Below are 16,008 nucleotides of genomic sequence, written 5' to 3' on the forward strand. Positions count from 1 at the left end.
GCCCAGCAGCGGCCCCGGATGGACGAGAAGCGCGATGCCGTGATCGCACACAGCGAAGGTCGAGCACCGTGTGAGGCCCCGCCCGCCTCCGGAAGGACCCCATGACGATCGCACCCCCCGCCGCCGACGACCTCGTGGTGACCGACCCGGTCAACGGATCGATCGCGTCGACCGTGCAGCGCTCGACCGAGGACGACGTGCGCAACGCCGTCGCCCGTGCTCGTGCCGCTGCCGGAGCCTGGGCCCGGACGGCACCCGCCGAGCGCGGCGCCCTGCTGCACGCCGCGGCCGAGCACCTCCGTGCACACGCGCAGGAGCTGGCGGACCTGAACACCCGCGAGACCGGCAAGGTGCCCGGCGACGCGCTCGGTGGGGTCGAAGCCGGCATCGGGACGCTCGTGCAATACGCCGAGCTCGGCCCGGTGCACCGCGGTGAGGCGCTCCGTGGGCAGTTCGGTGCCGCCGACTGGTCGGTGCCGCACCCCCGCGGCGTGGTGCTCGCCCTGACGCCGTGGAACGACCCGGTCGCCGTGGCCTGCGGGATCCTCGGTGCCGCGATCGTCACCGGCAACACCGTCGTGCACAAGGGCAGCGAGCGGTGCCCCGCGACGTTCGCCCGACTGAACGCCCTGCTCGCCGAGGTCCTGCCCGACGGCGTCCTGATCGGCGTCGACGGCGACGCGACCACGGGCGAGCAGCTCCTGGCCCAGGAGGGCATCGACGTCTACGCCCACGTCGGCTCCACCGCGACCGGTGACCGGCTGAGCGAGGTGGCCGCGACCACCCGTGCCCACGTCATCCGCGAGAACGGCGGCAACGACCCCGTCATCGTCGACGCCGACGTCGACCCCGAGTGGGCCGCCGCACAGGTCGCCCTCGGTGCCTTCGCCAACACCGGCCAGATCTGCACCAGCGTGGAGCGGGTCTACGTGCACCAGGACGTCGCCGAGTCCTTCGTCGCCGCGCTCGTCGCCGAGGCGGAGCGCCGCACCGCAGCACCCGCCGCCGAGTTCGGCCCGCTGGTCGACGACCGTCTGCGCGACCTCGTGCAGGCCCACGTCGACGACGCGATCGCCCGCGGTGCCTCCGCCCGGACCGGCGGCGTCACGCCGGGCGGTCTCGGGTCGTTCTACCCCGCCACCGTCCTGACCGGCTGCACCGACGACATGCTCGTGCTGACCGAGGAGACCTTCGGCCCCGTCGCCCCGGTCCGCGTCGTGTCGGACTTCGAGGAGGGCCTCCGGCTCGCCGCTGCCGACCGCTACGGCCTCGCCGCCACCGTGTTGACGAACGACACCGCACACGCCCTGCGTGCGGCGGCCGAGCTGCCCGTCGGCACCGTCAAGGTGAACGCGGTGTTCGGCGGTGCCCCGGGTGGCAGCGCCCAGCCCCGCGGTGCCTCGGGCGCCGGCTTCGGGTACGGCCCGCACCTGCTCGACGAGATGACGACGACGACCGTGGTGCACCTCGAGGCAGCCCCGCCGCGCCGCACCGCCGAGCCGTCGACCGCAGCAGCCAGCAGCACCGCAGCAGCCAGCAGCACCGCGGCAGCCAGCAGCCCCGCCACCAGCCCCGCTGCCGCTGCCGGTGCCGCCGCTGGCAGCGCCGACACCGTGGGAGGCACCCGATGACCGCCGACGTCCGACTGGTCCGCGACCTCGTCGCGACCGTCGACGACCGCGAGCCGCTCGTCGTCGTCATCGGCGACTGCATCCTCGACCGCTGGACGGTCGGCGAGGCCGAGCGGGTCTCCCGCGAGGCCCCGGCCCCCGTCGTCCGCGTCACCGAGACGATCGCGGTGCCCGGCGGCGCCGCCAACACCGCCGTGAACGCCCGTGCTCTCGGCGCCCGGGTCCGCATGGTCGGGCTCATCGGCGACGACGAGGCCGGCGACGTGCTGCGCCAGCGACTCGAGGCAGCCGGCGTCGACACGTCGTTCCTGGTCGAGATCCCCGGCGCCCGCACCACCACGAAGTCCCGTGTGGTCGGCGGTGACCGCGTCGTCGTCCGGGTCGACGAGCTCGCCGCGACCCCGACCGCCGAGCACGGCGAACGCCTCGCCCGCTCGGTCGCCCGCGCCGTCCGGTGCGCCGACGCCGCCGTCGTGTGCGACTACGGCCTGGGTGTCCGCGCCGAGGACGTCGTGCCCATGCTCGACCGTGACCGCCCCGGCGCCGTCGTGGTCGACGCCCACGACCTGACCCGCTGGGCAGCACTGCACCCCGACCTCGTCACGCCGAACGCCGGTGAGACCGCCGCGCTGCTCGGCACGGAACTCGGCACCGGTTCGGACCGTGTCACCACCGTCGTCGCTGCCCGTGCCGAGGTGCTCGCCCGCAGCGGTGCCCGCGCCGCGGTGGTCACGCTCGACCGCGACGGCACGGTGCTGCTCGAGCCCGGTTCCGACCAGGGCTACCGCACACGTGCGACGCCCGCCTCGGAGCAGCAGGCCTCCGGTGCCGGTGACACCTTCTGCGCCGCGGCGACCGTCGCCCTCGCCGTGCAGGCGCCCCTGCGCGACGCCGTCTCGGTCGCCCAGGCGGCCGCCGACGTCGTCGTCCGCGAGGCCGGCACCTCGGTCTGCACCGCCGCTGCCCTGCTCGGCTCGGTCACCGCACCGGCCGCCACCGTGGTCGACCACGACGAACTCGCCACCGCGGTCGAGGCGGCACGGCAGGCCGGTCGTCGCGTGGTCTTCACGAACGGCTGCTTCGACGTCGTGCACCGCGGCCACACCACGTACCTGCGGCAGGCCCGCGACCTCGGTGACCTGCTCGTCGTCGCCCTGAACGACGACGACTCGGTGCGCCGGTTGAAGGGTCCGGAACGGCCGATCAACCCCGCCGAGGACCGCGCCGGCGTGCTCGCGGCGCTCGCCTGTGTCGACCTGGTCACGGTGTTCGCCACGGACACCCCGATCCCGCTCATCGAACGGCTGCGGCCCGAGGTCTACGTCAAGGGCGGCGACTACTCCCCCGAGATGCTGACCGAGACCGAGGTCGTCCGCGGCTACGGCGGCGAGGTCGTCATGGTCGACTACGTGCCCGAGCACTCCACGAGCGCCGTCGTCCGCCGCATCCGCGAGGCCGCCGCCCGCACCGAACCGGACCCGGCACCGTGACCGCCCGCTGGTCCGGGTCCTGGGCGAAGGCCCCCGATCCAGCGGACACGAGCACGGTCGACGTCGACGTGCTCATCCCCACCGTCGGCAGGCCGGCCGAGCTCGCCACGACGCTCGCCGGCCTCGCCGCCCAGACCGACGTCGACCTGCGCGTCGTGCTGAGCGACCAGTCGGCGGACGGAGACGCCGCCAGCGCGCCGGCGGTCGCCGCCATGCTCCGCGTCCTGGAGGCCCAGGGCCGGCCCGTCGTGCTCCTCACGCACCGGGAACGGCGTGGCCTGGCAGAGCACCGGCAGTTCCTGCTCGACCACGCCGAGGCAGCCGCGGTGCTGTTCCTCGACGACGACGTCTGGCTCGAGCCGGGGTCGATCGCGCGGATGCTCGACGCGCTGCGCACCCTGGGCTGCGGGTTCGTCGGCAGCGCGGTGCAGGGGTTGTCGTACCTGCAGGACCGCCGCCCCCACGAGACCTCGGTGTTCGAGCGGTGGGACGGCCCCGTCGTGCCCGAGGTGGTGCGCCGCGGCACCCCCGGCTTCGACCGCTGGTCGCTGCACAACGCCGCGAACCCGACGCACGTCGCCGCCGACCTCGACCTGCGCCCCGGCGAGTGGGTGCCCTACCGCGTCGCGTGGGTCGGTGCCTGCGCGCTGTACGACCGTCGTGCGCTCGAGGAGGTCGGGGGCTTCCGGTTCTGGGACACCCTGCCGCCCGAGCACGCCGGTGAGGACGTCGTCGCGCAGTGGCGGGTGATGGAACGATTCGGCGGTGCGGGCATCATGCCCTCGGGTGCCGTGCACCTGGAGGCCCCGACCACCGTCGTCGACCGCCGTGTGGACGCACCCGACGTGGTGTTCGCGGACGGGAACGTCATACCGCGGTAGGGGGTGGTCGAGACCACCGCGGGATGGCCAGCGCGCGCCGGCTCCGTAGCGTCGTCCTCGTCGACGAGTTCCGTCGGCGGGAGGGAGCACCCCGTGTTCGACCAGATCACCCCGCTCGTCGTCGAGCTGGCCGCGAGTCCGCTCGTCTACGTCGTCCTCTTCGCCCTGTGCCTGGTGGACGGCTTCTTCCCGCCGGTGCCGAGCGAGTCCGCCCTCGTCGCGATCGCCGCCATCGCCGCGACGTCCGGACAACCCGTCCTCGCCGTGGTGCTCGTCGCCGCCGCCCTCGGAGCGATCGCCGGCGACTCGATCGCGTACTGGATCGGGCGCCGGATCGGGTTCGCCCGGCTGGCCCGGTCGAAGCGACCACGGATCGCGGCGGCCTTCGCGTTCGCGGAGCGGCAGATGCAGCGCCGCTCCGCCAGCCTCATCCTGACCGGGCGCTTCATCCCGGTCGGCCGGGTCGCGGTCAACATGACCGCCGGCGCGACCGGCCTGCCCTACCGCCGGTTCCTCGCGATCAGTGCGATCGCGGGGCTGGCGTGGTCGGCGGTGTCGATCGGCATCGCCCTGGCCGCGTCGAGCGTGCTGCACGAACCGATCGTCGCGGCCCTGGTGTCGATGGTGGTCGCCGCCGGGCTCGGGATCGCGGTCGACCGGGTGCTCGGTACCATCAGCCGCAGGCGCGAAGCCCGCGAGGCCCGCGCTGCTGCCGCTGCCGCTGCCGCTGCCACACCCGCCCCCGCCACCGCCCCCGAACCCTGCCTCGTCCGAACCGGAGAGACCGCCCGCCCGTGACCGTCGTCCCGAAGCCCCGACCCACCTGGGTCCGGCCTGCCGTGCAGATCGGCTTCGTCGTCGTCGTGGTGTCCCTGTTCGCCGTCGCCGCACCCGTCACCGCCGTGTTCTACGGTGTCCCCGTGCCGCTCGCGATGCTCGCGACCGCCGTGCTGTCGGCGAGCATCGGGCTCGCACCGCTCGTCCCCCGCACGGCGTCGGTCGCGCACCTCGTCGCCCTCGCCGGCCTCGGGGTCCTGACGGCACCCGGCACCGTCGGGCCCTGGCCGGTCTCGGTCACGAGCATCATCGGCCTGAGCGTGCTGCTCGTCGTGCTGGGCGTCCGCACCACCTGGCGGCTCACCGCGGTGGTCTGGGTCGCGGCGACGCTGCTCACCCTGCTGCTCATCGGCGTGACCCCCGACCGGTGGGGGCAGGTCGACGTCTGGGCGACGAGCTTCGTGGTGAGCGCCGGCGACACCCTCGTCGTGGCCACCGCGGCGGTCGTGATCGGGCAGCGCCGGAGCGTGCGCGAGGAGCTCGCCGCCGCCCGCCGCGACACCGAGCTCGAGCAGGCCCGACGCCGGACGGTCGAGGAGCGCTCCCGGATCGCCCGTGAGCTCCACGACGTCGTCGCCCACAGCATGTCCGTCGTGCACATGCAGGCCGAGTCCGCCCCGTACCGCGTCTCGGACCTGCCGCCGGAGGCCCGCACCGAGTTCGCCGCGATCGCCGAGACCTCGCGCACGGCCCTGCGGGAGATGCGGCAGCTGCTCGGCACCCTGCGTGGTGACGCCGACGCCGAGCGCGCACCGCAGCCGCGGCTCGCCGACCTGCACGCGCTCGTGCAGGCCACCCGCGCGGCCGGGATCCCCGTCGAGCTCCGGCTCGACGAGGGGCTCGACCCAGACCTCGACGACGTCGACCGGCTGGCACAGCTCACCGTGTACCGGGTCGTGCAGGAAGCGCTCGGCAACGTGGCCCGGCACGCGCCCGGTGCGACCACCGTCGTGACGGTCGGGAGGCACGGCTCGGCCCTCACAGTCGAGGTCGCGAACACAGCGCCACCGGTCGGCAGCGTGCCCGGTGCGCCGCCGGACGACGGCGGCTTCGGCCTGGCGGGGATGCGCGAGCGCGTCGCCGCGCTCCGCGGCACGATCGACCACGGGCCGGACCCGGACGGCGGCTTCCGCGTCGCCGTGCGCCTGCCCACCCGGCCCGCCGCGACCACGTCGCAGCCGACGGCCGACGGGGCAAGCCGATGACGCGGGTGATGGTGGTCGACGACCAGCAGATGTTCCGTGTCGGACTGCGGGCGATCCTCCAGGCCCAGGACGACGTCGAGGTCGTCGGCGAGGCCGCGAACGGGGCCGAGGCGGTCGTGATGGCGATCCGGCTCCGGCCGGACGTGATCCTGATGGACGTCCGGATGCCGGAGCTCGACGGGATCGAGGCGACCCGGCGGATCACCGCGGCGCCCGCGGAGTCGCCCGTCCGCGTGGTGATGCTCACGACGTTCGACATCGACGACTACGTGTTCGACGCGCTCCGTGCCGGGGCGAGCGGGTTCCTGCTCAAGGACGCGAGCGCCGAGGAGCTCGTGCAGGCCGTGCGGACCGTCGCAGCCGGCGACTCCCTGCTCGCACCGAGGGTGACCCGGCACCTCGTCGAGGCCTTCGTCGCCGGTCCGCAGCCGACGGCCCCGCGGACCGAGGTGCTCGACGTGCTGACCGACCGGGAGCGTGACGTGTTCCTGCTGATGGCGCGGGGCCGGTCGAACGGCGAGATCGCGGCGGAGCTGTTCATCGCCGAGCAGACCGTGAAGACCCACGTCGGCCGGGTCCTGGCGAAGCTGCAGCTGCGGGACCGGGTGCACGCCGTCGTGCTGGCCTACGAGAGCGGGCTGGTCACGCCGTCCGCGTGAGGTGCGGGCCCGAGACGTGACCGCAGACGGACGGGAGGCCCGGTGCCAGCTGGCACCGGGCCTCCCGTCCGTCTGCGGGGTGGTCGCGACTCAGGCGGCGAGGTGCGCCTGCAGGAACCAGCGGTCCTTCGTCAGCGCGCGCTCGATCTCGATCGCGACGTCCTGGCTGTTGAGGTCGACCTCGTCGAGGCCGTCGACCGCGCGGCGGACCTGCAGCAGGACGGCGTCGATCTGGGCGATCACCTCGGTGATGGTGACGTCGGAGTTCTGGAAGCCCTGCGACAGCGGCGGCAGCGTGGTGTTCGCGGCGACCGTTGCGATGCGGGAGTCGACGGGCAGCCCGAGGGCGACGATGCGCTCCGCGGCGTTGTCCGCGTAGTCCTGCGCGTGCTCGACGATCTCGTCGAGGAGCTCGTGCACGCCGACGAAGTTGCGGCCACGGACGTGCCAGTGCGCCTGCTTGCCGTTGACGACGAGCGCCTCGAGGTCGATGACGACGGGGGCGAGGAACTGGGCGACCCCGGCTGCGAGCTCCGGCGTGGTCGAGAACGGGGACGTGGTGCTGGTGGTGGTGGTGCTCTGCGTGGTCATGGCGTTTCCTCCTCCTTCGTGGCTCCTCCGCGTCCTGGCCCGGTCCGGACCGGCGCGGTGCTGCCGTTGGTCACAACCATGCCCGCTGCTCGTGTGTGCCACAAGGAAGAGCAGGCTCCCCTTACCCGCCGTACTCGACCTGGACCTGCTGGCCGGCGTCGGTGAGTTCGAGCTGCACCATCGACCGCGCGCGCTCGATCCAGGGGCTGTCGGCACACCCGATCCAGACCGAGGTGCGGGGTTCGCAGTCCGTCACACACCACTCGGCGGCCCACCCGGTCAGGGCGTGCGCCAGGGCCTCACCGTGGTCGGCGAAGACGAGCGGTGCGACGGCCGAGCTGCGGGCGCTCCGGACCAGCCAGGTCACGGTGACGCGTGGCGGTGCCGGGAGGACGCGGATCTGCTCGTCGAGGGCGATCTCGACGAAGACCTGCCCGTAGGCGTTCTCCGGGAGGTCCTCGAGCTGGCGGTGGATCTCGACGAGGTCCTCGGCACCGCCCGCGATGAGGATGCGTTCGCTGGGCTGTCGCCGGGTCCGTGCCATGTGCCCACGGTAAGGGAAGCCTTACCTCATCACAAGGGGGAACGACCGGTTCCGGCGATGTCCACAGCGGGCACGCCGAGTTCGTGCGACAGGAAGCGCCACATCCACGACAGGGCGACCGTGTTCGTCAGACCCGGGACGCCCTGGGCGATCTGGGTGGCCACGCCGTCGCTGTACGCGGCGAGCTGCAGCGCGACGGTGTCGGGCTCGACCGCGTGGCGGAACACCCCGCTGTGCACCCCGCGCCGGATGACCCGCACCAGGCAGGCCTCCCACACGCGGATCCGTTCCGCGTACTCGGCCGCGACCTCCGGCCGCCGCACCACGGCCGTCCAGTAGTCCGACCAGATCCGCCAGTGCTGCCGGACCTGCTCGGTGTCGCCGAACAGCGGGGCCACGAGCATCCGGAGCCCCGCCAGCACGTCCGGCTCGGCATCGACGGCAGCCACGATCGCGCCGTAGAACCGCTCCGTCTCGAGCACCACGACCTCGTTGAGGATCTCCGCGACGCTGCCGAAGTGGTAGGTGACGGTGCCGACGGAGACGCCGGCCTCGGCCGCGATGTCCCGCAGTCCGGTGGCGCCGACGCCGTTCCGGACGATCACCGCGCGGGCCGCCTCGACGATCATCGCGCGCCGCACCTCCGGACGCTGCCGGACCCGAGCCGCCGCGGTCACGCCGAGGTCCTCGGCACGTCGTCGACGAAGGTCCGCTCGGTGACGAGCACCTCGGGTTCGTCGGGTCCGCCGTCGCGGGCCCAGGCACGCACGGTGTTGACGACGTGGAAGGCCTCGGCGTCGGCGGTGATGTCGGACGCGGTCTCCAGACGAGCGGCCCACTCCGGCTTGGTCAGACCGATCGACCATCGGGACGTCGCCCGCGCGCTCGTCGGGTCGTCGGAACGGATCCGGTACGTCTCGCGGGCGTCCTCGGTGAACACCAGGCCGTCCGGGTAGACCCGCCCGCCGCCGTACCCGGGGTCGACGTCGAGCGTCCACTCCCCCGTCTCGACGTCGTGCGTCACGGTGCGCTGCGGCAGGGGCTCGGCCGGGGCGACGCGCTCGATCACGAGGGGCTCGGACCGCTCGGGCTCGCCGAAGGCCACCCCGTCGTCGGTCGACCGGGTCCAGGTGGGCAGGGTCACGCTCGACCCCGCGGGGTCGATCGTCACCGTGGCCTCGGTGCCGTGCGGCCACACCCACGGCCAGTACGACGACGAGACCGCGATGCGCAGGCGGTGTCCGGCCTCGAACCGGTGGCCCGTCGACACCAGACGCACGGGCAGCTCGGCCGGTGTGCCCGGGACCAGCGGCTCGTCGCGGTCCATGCCGTCGCGCTTCGCCGCGTTGAGCACCCCGCGGGTCACGAGCGTCGACGCCCCGTCCGGCGCGACGTCGCACAGGCGGACGGTCAGCGTGGCGCGGGGCTGGTCGCTCGTGACCGACAACCGGACGAGCACGTTGCCGAGCAGGTCGAACGCCTTGCCGACGGGCAGGTCGAACGTGACCGACCGGCCGTCCTCGGCGCGCTGGTCCGGCGGCAGGTCGGTCGCGTTGCCGAACGGGAAGAACCTGCCGGCGTCCACGCCGGTGTGCTGCGGCGACCGCACGACGACCGGCCCGAGGTCGCCGCCGCGCAGTGCGGCGAGTGGCAGCACGCGCTCGTGGGTCGCGGCGGACGGCCACGCCTCGGCACCGACCCAGCGGCCACGGCGGCCGGCGTAGTACGGCGCGGGGGCTTCGCCCTCGTTGATCCAGGCGCGCAGTGCGGGGTCGTCCTCGACGCCCGTGTCGACCCCGCGCAGCCAGCGGTCCCACCACCGCAGGGTCTCCTGCAGGAACCCGATCGACGGTCCCGGCGCGAGCCCCCGGTCCGGGTACTGGTGCGACCACGGCCCGACGATGCCCTTCACCGGGGCGTCGACGTTGGCCACGAGGCGGAGCACGGCGTCACGGTAGGGGTCCGCCCAGCCGCCGACCGCGAGCACCGCCGCGCGGATGCCGTCGTAGTCCTCGGCGGCGCTGCCGTGCCGCCAGTAGTCGTCGCGCTCCTGGTGTGCCAACCAGACCGGCGTCATCGGGCGGTTCGCCTCGAGGCGCTCCCGCCACCGGTCGACCCAGTCCGCGCCGACGACCTCGGGCCGGGGCGGGCGGGAGTTGAAGGCGAACATCGTCGCGCCCCACGCGGCCATGTCGATGCCGAGCACCGCGCCGCCGACGTAGTGCACGTCGTTGTCGTACCGGTCGTCCGTCGAGCAGACCGTCACGATCGCCTTGAGCGCAGCGGGTGCCCGGGCCGCGAGCTGCAGTGCGTTGAAGCCGCCCCAGGAGATGCCGAACATGCCGACGGCGCCCGTCGACCAGGGCTGCTCGGCGAGCCAGGCGATCACGGCCTCACCGTCGCGGAGCTCCTGCTCGCTGTACTCGTCGTCGAAGAACCCGTCCGACGACCCGGTGCCCCGGATGTCCACCCGCACCGAGGTGTACCCGTGCTGGGCGTACCAGGGGTGCCGCTCGGAGTCACGCGGCGCCGTCCAGTCGTCGAGCCGGTACGGCAGGTACTCGAGCAGCACCGGCGTCGGACCGATCGGCTCACCCGGCTGCGTCGGCGACTGCGACGGCGCCCAGATCCGGGCGTGCAGCCGGACGCCGTCGGGCATCGGGATCCACTCGTCGCGGACGGTCACGCCCGCCGGCACCGAGCCGGGGTCTCCGATGGCGGTGAAGGTGGCGGCGGCGGTGCCGTGGTCGGTGCCGTCGTCGGTCGTCATGCGTCCTCCCAGTTGCGGGTGCGGTGTCCGTCGCCGTGGTCCGTCCAGCCGTCGGTGTGCCGCCAGCGCGGCACCCCGTCGCCGACGTCGGGCAGGGTCGTGCTGCCGGGTTCGAGCGTCGCGGCGAGCAGCGTCGAGGTGTACGGGTGGTTCGGGCCGGTGAACACGCGCTCGGTCGGCCCGATCTCGACGATCCGGCCGCCGGTCATCACCGCCACCCGGTCGGCCACGCCCCGCACCACGGCGAGGTCGTGGCTGATGAAGAGGCAGGCGAGCCCCCGCTCGCGCTGCAGGTCGGCCAGCAGCGCGAGGATCCCGGCCTGCACCTGCACGTCGAGCGCGGTGGTGATCTCGTCCGCGATGACGAGCGATGGTTCGGCCGCCAGCGCCCGTGCGATCCCGACGCGCTGCCGCTGCCCGCCGGACAGCTGCGCGGGCAGTCGGTCGGCGAACTCCGGGCCGAGCCCGACCTGCGTCAGGAGGGCCGCGACGCGTTCTCGGGAGGACGAGCCGCTGAACAGCCGGAGCGGCCGTGCGATCGCGGCTCCGACGGTGCGCCGCGGGTTGAGCGAGGTGTCCGCGTTCTGGAACACGAGCTGCACGGCGCGGCGCAGGTCCGCCGACCGCGCGGCGATCGGCTCGCGCAGGTCGCCACGGGTCGCGCCGTCGTCGTAGGTGAACGTCCCCGACTCGGCCGGCACCAGGCCGGCCAGCGCCGTGGCGAGCGTCGACTTGCCGCTGCCGGACTCGCCGACGACGGCGAGCGTCTCGTGCGCGGCGATCGTGAACGAGACGCCGTCGACGGCGGCCGGCAGGCCGCGGCCGTAGCGGATCACGAGGTCGTCCGCGGTCACCACGGGGCGGGCTGCGCGCTCGGGAGGCGCGGTGCGGGTGGCCGTGGAGCTGACCGTCCCGGGGACGGTCACGTCGTCGGGCGCGGCTCGCGTTCCTCCCGGCCGTCGCCCGTCCGGCACCGCGGCCAGCAGGGCGCGCGTGTACTCGTGCTGCGGAGCGGCGAAGAGCGCCGCCGTGGCGGCGTGCTCGACGACCTCGCCGTCGCGCATCACGGCGATCTCGTCCGCCATGGCGGACACCACCCCGAGGTCGTGGCTGACGAGCAGGACGGCCATGCCGAGCTGCCGACCGAGGGCGGCGACCAGGTCGAGGACCGCGGCCTGGGTGACCACGTCGAGGGCGGTGGTCGGTTCGTCGAGGACGAGCACGCGCGGCCGGGCGGCGACGGCCATCGCGATGGCGATGCGCTGCTGCTGTCCGCCGGACAGCTGGTGCGGGTACCGGCGGACGATCGCGTCGGGGTCCGGCAGCCGGACCAACCGGACCAGCTCGGCGACGCGTTCGGGGCCGTCGGGCTCGCCGTGGGCGCGGAGGGCCTCGCGGATCTGCTCGCCCACACGCATCGACGGGGTCAGGGCCTGCCCGGCGTTCTGGGCGACGACCGAGGCGGTACCGCCACGGAGTTCCCGACGGCCGGCCGGTGACAGCGCGAAGACGTCGGCGCCGTCGACCCGGACCGTGCCGTTGTCGATCGACGATCCGGCGCGGAGGTGCGCGAGCAGGGTCCGCGCGACGGTGGACTTGCCGCTGCCGGACTCGCCGACCAGGCCGAGCGTGCGACCGGCCTCGATCGCGAACGAGACACCCCGGACGACGGGGACGCGCCGCTTGCCGGCGGCGTACGAGATGGACAGGTCGTCGACGCGCACGATCGCGTCGGGCGTGGTCGTCGTCGCTGCGGACGTGGTGGCGGTGTCGGTGCGGGTCATGCGCTGACTCCCTGCTTGGCACGGTCGACGCCGAGCGACTTGCTCAGGCCGTCGGCCGCGAGGTTCAGTCCGATCACCAGCGTGGCGAGCGCCACGATCGGGGCGAGCGTGCCGAGCGGCACCACGGTGAGCGCGGTGCGGTTCTCCTGCACCATGAGGCCCCAGTCCGGCGTCGGCGGGTTCGCGCCGAAGCCCAGGAAGGACAGCGACGCGACGAGCAGGACGATCCACGAGGCCCGCATCGCGTACTCGACGAGCACGACGTCGAGCACGTTCGGCAGGATCTCGCGGAACACGATCGACAGCGGCCGCTCGCCCTGGGCGCGGGCGGCGGTGACGTAGTCCTGGGTGATCACGGTGCGGGCGGCACCCCGGACGACCCGGGTCACCGCGGGCGCGTAGACGACCGTGACGGCGAGGACGATGACCCAGAGGCCGGCGTCGAAGACCGTCACGACGACCAGGAGCGCCAGGATCGAGGGCACGCTGAGCAGGGCGTCGACGACGCGCATGACGACCTCGTCGAACCAGTTGTCGGCGTAGGCCGTGACGCAGCCGAGCACGGTGCCGACCGCGACCGCGATCGTGGTCGCGAGGAACGTCACGGACAGGGCGTACCGGCCGCCGTTCAGGGTGCGGGACAGCACGTCACGCCCGTACTGGTCGGTGCCGAGCCAGTGCGTCCACGTCGGACCGGCGAGCACGTCACCGGCGTTCGTGGCCACCGGGTCGTGCCCGGCGATGACGGGCGCGAGCAGGGCGAGGACGACGTGCACGGCGATGAGGCCGAGGCCGATGCTCAGTGCCGTCGATCCGCGGAGCGGTGCGACGGCTCCGGCGAGCACGGCGCGTCCCCGGCGGCTGGGTGCGGTGGCAGTCATGCTGCGGCCTTCCTGGTGCTGCGCGTGCTGCGGATGCGCGTGCGGGGTCGTCGCTGACGGGTCCGGAGCTTCGGGTCGAGTGCGAGCGCGACGAGGTCGGCGGCGAGGTTGCAGACGACGTAGATCAGTGCGCTCAGCAGTGCGATCGCCTCGATCGTGGGCAGGTCGCGGTTGAACACCGACTCGAGCATGAGCTTGCCCATGCCCGGGTAGTTGAAGACGTTCTCGACCACCACGACGCCGCCGAGCAGCCACGCGACGTTGAGCGCGACGACGTTGAGCGTCGGCAGCAGGGCGCTCGGCACCGCGTGCTTCCAGACCACCCGGCGCATCGTCAGGCCCTTGAGCTCGGCCGTCGTGACGAACTCCGACGCCATCACGTCGATCGTCGAGGAGCGAGCCGTCCGCACGATGTAGGCGGCCATCGCGAGGGTCAGCACGATGATCGGCAGCCAGATGGTGGGCAGCAGCTCGGCGACGGTGGCGTCGCTCCCCCGCAGCACGACGGCGGGGAAGACCGGCAGGCCGATGGCGAACAGCAGGACCAGGACGGTGGCGACCATGAACTCCGGCACGCTCATCACGACGAGGCTGACGATCGAGATGACCTTGTCGGTCGGGCGGCCGCGGCGGACACCGGCGACCACGCCGAGCGTCAGGGACACGGTGACGCCGACGAGCATCGCGGGCACGGCGATGAGCATGCTGTTCCGGAAGGCCGTGAACAGCGTCGGGGCGACCGGTTCGCCGCTGACGAGCGAGGTGCCGAAGTCGCCGTGCACCGCGCCGCCGAGCCACTGCAGGTAGCGGAGCCAGACGTTCTGGTCGAGACCGAGGGTCTCGCGCAGCTGCTTGACGGCGTCGGGGGTGGCGTTCTGCCCGAGCAGCTGCTGGGCGACGTCACCGGGGAGCGCCTGCACCGCGAGGAACACGAAGAGCGAGGCGAGCACCACCGTGAGCACGGCGATGCCGACCCGGCGGAGGACGGGGACGAGGACGTCCGACGGTGTGTTCGTGGTCGTCATCGGCGCAGTCCGATCCGCAGGTAGTCGAACTCGAAGCCGTACTCCGAGTAGTTCACGACGTCGCGGGACAGTCCCACGAGCCGGTCGCCGAACATGGGCGTCATGTCTGCGCCGTCCTCGACGACGAGCCGCTGCGCGTCCTGGTACAGGGTCAGGCGCTTGGCGTCGTCCATCTCGGCACGGGCGTCGTCGAGCAGCCCGTCGAAGGTCTCGTTCGACCACGCGCTCTCGTTGTACGACGACCCGGAGCGGAAGATCTGGTTGAGCAGCTGGTCGATCGGCCGTCCGGTGAACCAGTAGCTCACCATGAGCGGCTTCTGCATCCAGATCTGCGTGTAGTACGAGTCGGAGCTCGCGTTGCGGACGGTCAGCCGGATGCCCGCGTCGGCGACGGCGTCCCGGTAGGCCACGGCCATCGGGGTGAACACCGACTCGTAGGACGACGTGTAGATCGCGGCGCGGAAGTCCTCGCGCCCGGCCTGCTTGAGCAGCGCCCGGGCCTTGTCCGGGTCGTACTCGCGGTGGTCGTCCACGAAGGCGGCGAGCTGCGGCGGCACGGGGTTGTCCCACCCGGCCGACCCGGTGCCCTGCAGCGCGGTGTCGACGATCTTCCGGGGGTCGTAGGCGAGCTTCATCGCCTGGCGCACCCGCGGGTCGCTGAACTCGTCGCTCGTGGCGAGCATCGGGATCGTGTACCACTGGGCGTTCTTCGACCGGGCGACGGTGGCGCGGTCGGACGCCGACACCACGCGGGCGGTCGCGAAGTCCAGGTTCGTCTGCGAGATGAGGTCGATCTGCCCGGCGAGCAGGGCGTTCACCCGCGCGGTCGTGTCCTGGATCGAGTAGAAGTCGATGCCGTCGAGCGCCGGGCGGCCGGCGAAGTGGTCCGGGAACGCCTCGACGCTGCCGGCACCTGCAGGGGTGAACGACGACAGCCGGAACGGCCCCGTCCCGATCCCGGTGCGGCCGATGTCGGCGATGGCGTCGGCCGGCACGATGTAGCACTGGTAGGCGGTGAGCAGCGACGGGAACTCGGCGTTCGGCTTCGTCAGCGAGAAGCGCAGCGTGTACGGGTCGACGGCGCGCATCGAGTCGGCGTCCATGACCTCGCCGAGCACCCCGGCCTGCGGGCTGCCGGTCTTCTCGTCGAGGATGTGCCGGATGCTCGCGATGGCGTCGTCGGCGGTGAACCGGGAGCCGTCGTGGAAGACCACACCTCGACGGAGCGAGAAGGTCCACTCGGTGCCGTCGGCGTTCGCGGACCAGTCCTCGGCCAGGTCCGGCACCGGGGTGCCCTGCTGGTCGAGCTTGACGAGCCGGTTGTAGAGCGCGCCGAGGTACTCGTAGGCCGACAGTGAGCTGGCGGAGTCGAGGGTCTCGGCGGCCGACGCCGCGGGTCGGGCGATGCGGAGGCGTCCGCCACGACGGGCGACGCCGGTGACCGCGGCCTCGGGGATGGTGGGGGTGCCTGCGGAGGATCCGGAGCTGCACCCGGCCAGCGTGAGCAGGCCGAGACCGGCGAGACCGGCGGCACCGGTGATGAGCGCGCGACGGCTCGGACCGTGCGTGTTCCGGGGTTCGGGGACGATGGGCTGCATTCGGGGTGACCCCTCCTGTAATCGTTCCGGTGAACGATAGAGGTCCGGAGCCGATCCCCCAAGCCCGACCCCCGCGCCCGGATCGGCACCGAGAGCGACGGGATCCCCAAAC

General features: G+C 73.3%; 14 protein-coding genes. 6 read left to right on the forward strand and 8 right to left on the reverse strand.

The window, feature by feature from the left end:
* Nucleotides 1-101: 101 nt before the first annotated feature.
* The 6 genes from KK087_RS10390 (at nucleotide 102) to KK087_RS10415 (ending at nucleotide 6,703) form a co-directional block, all read left to right on the forward strand.
* The gene (locus KK087_RS10390; protein ID WP_214565064.1) at nucleotides 102-1,631 is read left to right on the forward strand and encodes an aldehyde dehydrogenase family protein; all 1,530 of its coding nucleotides are present in this window, start codon (nucleotides 102-104) and stop codon (nucleotides 1,629-1,631) included.
* Nucleotides 1,628-3,121, forward strand: coding sequence for a D-glycero-beta-D-manno-heptose 1-phosphate adenylyltransferase (gene rfaE2 / locus KK087_RS10395; RefSeq protein WP_214565072.1), 1,494 nt, complete (start codon nucleotides 1,628-1,630; stop codon nucleotides 3,119-3,121). Before KK087_RS10390 ends, rfaE2 begins: the two co-directional genes overlap by 4 nt.
* Complete coding sequence (locus KK087_RS10400) at nucleotides 3,118-4,002, forward strand: glycosyltransferase family 2 protein (protein WP_214565083.1); 885 nt, start codon at nucleotides 3,118-3,120, stop codon at nucleotides 4,000-4,002. Before rfaE2 ends, KK087_RS10400 begins: the two co-directional genes overlap by 4 nt.
* A gap of 93 nt (nucleotides 4,003-4,095) precedes the next feature.
* A complete protein-coding gene (locus KK087_RS10405) occupies nucleotides 4,096-4,800 on the forward strand; it encodes a DedA family protein (RefSeq protein ID WP_214565085.1) in 705 nt (234 codons plus the stop codon).
* Nucleotides 4,797-6,044, forward strand: a complete 1,248-nt coding sequence (locus KK087_RS17660; protein WP_214565087.1) for a sensor histidine kinase — start codon at nucleotides 4,797-4,799, stop codon at nucleotides 6,042-6,044. Before KK087_RS10405 ends, KK087_RS17660 begins: the two co-directional genes overlap by 4 nt.
* The gene (locus KK087_RS10415) at nucleotides 6,041-6,703 is read left to right on the forward strand and encodes a response regulator (protein ID WP_111057143.1); all 663 of its coding nucleotides are present in this window, start codon (nucleotides 6,041-6,043) and stop codon (nucleotides 6,701-6,703) included. The genes KK087_RS17660 and KK087_RS10415 overlap by 4 nt, the downstream gene beginning before the upstream one ends.
* A gap of 90 nt (nucleotides 6,704-6,793) precedes the next feature.
* On the opposite strand, the gene KK087_RS10420 is transcribed toward KK087_RS10415, so the two are convergent.
* The 8 genes from KK087_RS10420 to KK087_RS10455 form a co-directional block, all read right to left on the reverse strand.
* Nucleotides 6,794-7,294, reverse strand: a complete 501-nt coding sequence (locus KK087_RS10420) for a Dps family protein (RefSeq protein ID WP_214530356.1) — start codon at nucleotides 7,292-7,294, stop codon at nucleotides 6,794-6,796.
* A 121-nt stretch (nucleotides 7,295-7,415) separates the two neighbouring features.
* Nucleotides 7,416-7,838 carry an SIP domain-containing protein gene (locus tag KK087_RS10425; protein ID WP_214530357.1) on the reverse strand — a complete coding sequence of 141 codons (423 nt, stop codon included), beginning with the start codon at nucleotides 7,836-7,838 and terminating at the stop codon, nucleotides 7,416-7,418.
* A 29-nt stretch (nucleotides 7,839-7,867) separates the two neighbouring features.
* On the reverse strand, nucleotides 7,868-8,515 hold the full coding sequence (locus tag KK087_RS10430; RefSeq protein ID WP_214530358.1) for a TetR/AcrR family transcriptional regulator: 648 nt from the start codon (nucleotides 8,513-8,515) through the stop codon (nucleotides 7,868-7,870).
* On the reverse strand, nucleotides 8,512-10,608 hold the full coding sequence (locus KK087_RS10435) for a CocE/NonD family hydrolase (protein WP_214565089.1): 2,097 nt from the start codon (nucleotides 10,606-10,608) through the stop codon (nucleotides 8,512-8,514). The genes KK087_RS10430 and KK087_RS10435 overlap by 4 nt, the downstream gene beginning before the upstream one ends.
* On the reverse strand, nucleotides 10,605-12,392 hold the full coding sequence (locus KK087_RS10440) for a dipeptide ABC transporter ATP-binding protein (protein WP_214565091.1): 1,788 nt from the start codon (nucleotides 12,390-12,392) through the stop codon (nucleotides 10,605-10,607). The genes KK087_RS10435 and KK087_RS10440 overlap by 4 nt, the downstream gene beginning before the upstream one ends.
* Complete coding sequence (locus KK087_RS10445; protein WP_214565093.1) at nucleotides 12,389-13,273, reverse strand: ABC transporter permease; 885 nt, start codon at nucleotides 13,271-13,273, stop codon at nucleotides 12,389-12,391. The genes KK087_RS10440 and KK087_RS10445 overlap by 4 nt, the downstream gene beginning before the upstream one ends.
* On the reverse strand, nucleotides 13,270-14,298 hold the full coding sequence (locus tag KK087_RS10450; RefSeq protein WP_214565095.1) for an ABC transporter permease: 1,029 nt from the start codon (nucleotides 14,296-14,298) through the stop codon (nucleotides 13,270-13,272). The genes KK087_RS10445 and KK087_RS10450 overlap by 4 nt, the downstream gene beginning before the upstream one ends.
* A complete protein-coding gene (locus tag KK087_RS10455; protein WP_214565097.1) occupies nucleotides 14,295-15,896 on the reverse strand; it encodes an ABC transporter substrate-binding protein in 1,602 nt (533 codons plus the stop codon). Before KK087_RS10455 ends, KK087_RS10450 begins: the two co-directional genes overlap by 4 nt.
* Between the last annotated feature and the right edge of the window lie 112 nt (nucleotides 15,897-16,008).

It is taken from the genome of Curtobacterium aurantiacum (assembly GCF_018598555.1).
Classification (GTDB): domain Bacteria; phylum Actinomycetota; class Actinomycetes; order Actinomycetales; family Microbacteriaceae; genus Curtobacterium; species Curtobacterium aurantiacum.